Annotated in this window: 1 protein-coding gene and 1 pseudogene; both read right to left on the reverse strand. The window is 70.3% G+C overall.

Translation table 11 applies throughout. The features are described from left to right. A partial coding sequence (locus tag AOK11_RS37625) for a cytochrome ubiquinol oxidase subunit I (protein ID WP_167353881.1) occupies positions 1 to 240 on the reverse strand: 240 nt, incomplete at its 3' end. A gap of 72 nt (positions 241 to 312) precedes the next feature. Continuing rightward, positions 313 to 684 (reverse strand): annotated as a pseudogene (locus AOK11_RS45975) (NAD(P)/FAD-dependent oxidoreductase); the annotation flags it as partial.

Raw genomic sequence — 684 nt, forward strand, 5'->3', positions numbered from 1 at the left:
GCCGGTGACGACGCCGATGGCGAATTGAACGGCCATCACCGCAGACCAGCGCCGGGCGAGTTTGAGGGCGACGGGGTCGTTGCGGCGCAGCCCCCGGTGATGCATCAACAACGTGATGAACGGCAGCGCCACTCCGAAGGGGACCAGCAGGATGTGGGAGGCCAGGGTGAAGGCCATCAGCTGGCGAGCCGGCAGGAGTTGGGGCGGGGCGTCCGCCAGAAGGACCACTGTGCTGAGCATGTGCGCCTCGATGGTTCTGCCCCGCGGGGCGCGGGGGCTGAGAAACGACAGGGTGCGAAGGGGGTGCCGTGGTCAGGGAGGCGGCGGGGGTGTCTTCTGTCCGAACCCCGGGCCGGCCGGCGCGTCGACGTCGGACATCGTGAATGCGCGCTCGCGTCGCGAGCTGGTGGCGAAAGCGACCGACCAGCTGAGCACCGCTCCCAGCCTGCTGCGGAATCCGGTGAGGAAGGCCAGGTGGACGAAGAGCCAGGCCAGCCAGCCGATCGTGCCCGAAAGGTGCAGCGGACCCACCTTGACTACGGCCCGGCCGCGCGAGATGTAGGCGGCGCTGCCGAGGTCCCAGTACTTGAAGGGCTTCGGCTGTTTCGCCCTGCCCTCCACCGCGTGGCGCACGACCCGGCCCGCGTAGGCGCCCGACTGCATGGCGACCTCGGCCAGGCCCGG

The sequence above is a fragment of the Streptomyces hirsutus genome, assembly GCF_001418415.1.
Lineage (GTDB): Bacteria > Actinomycetota > Actinomycetes > Streptomycetales > Streptomycetaceae > Streptomyces > Streptomyces hirsutus.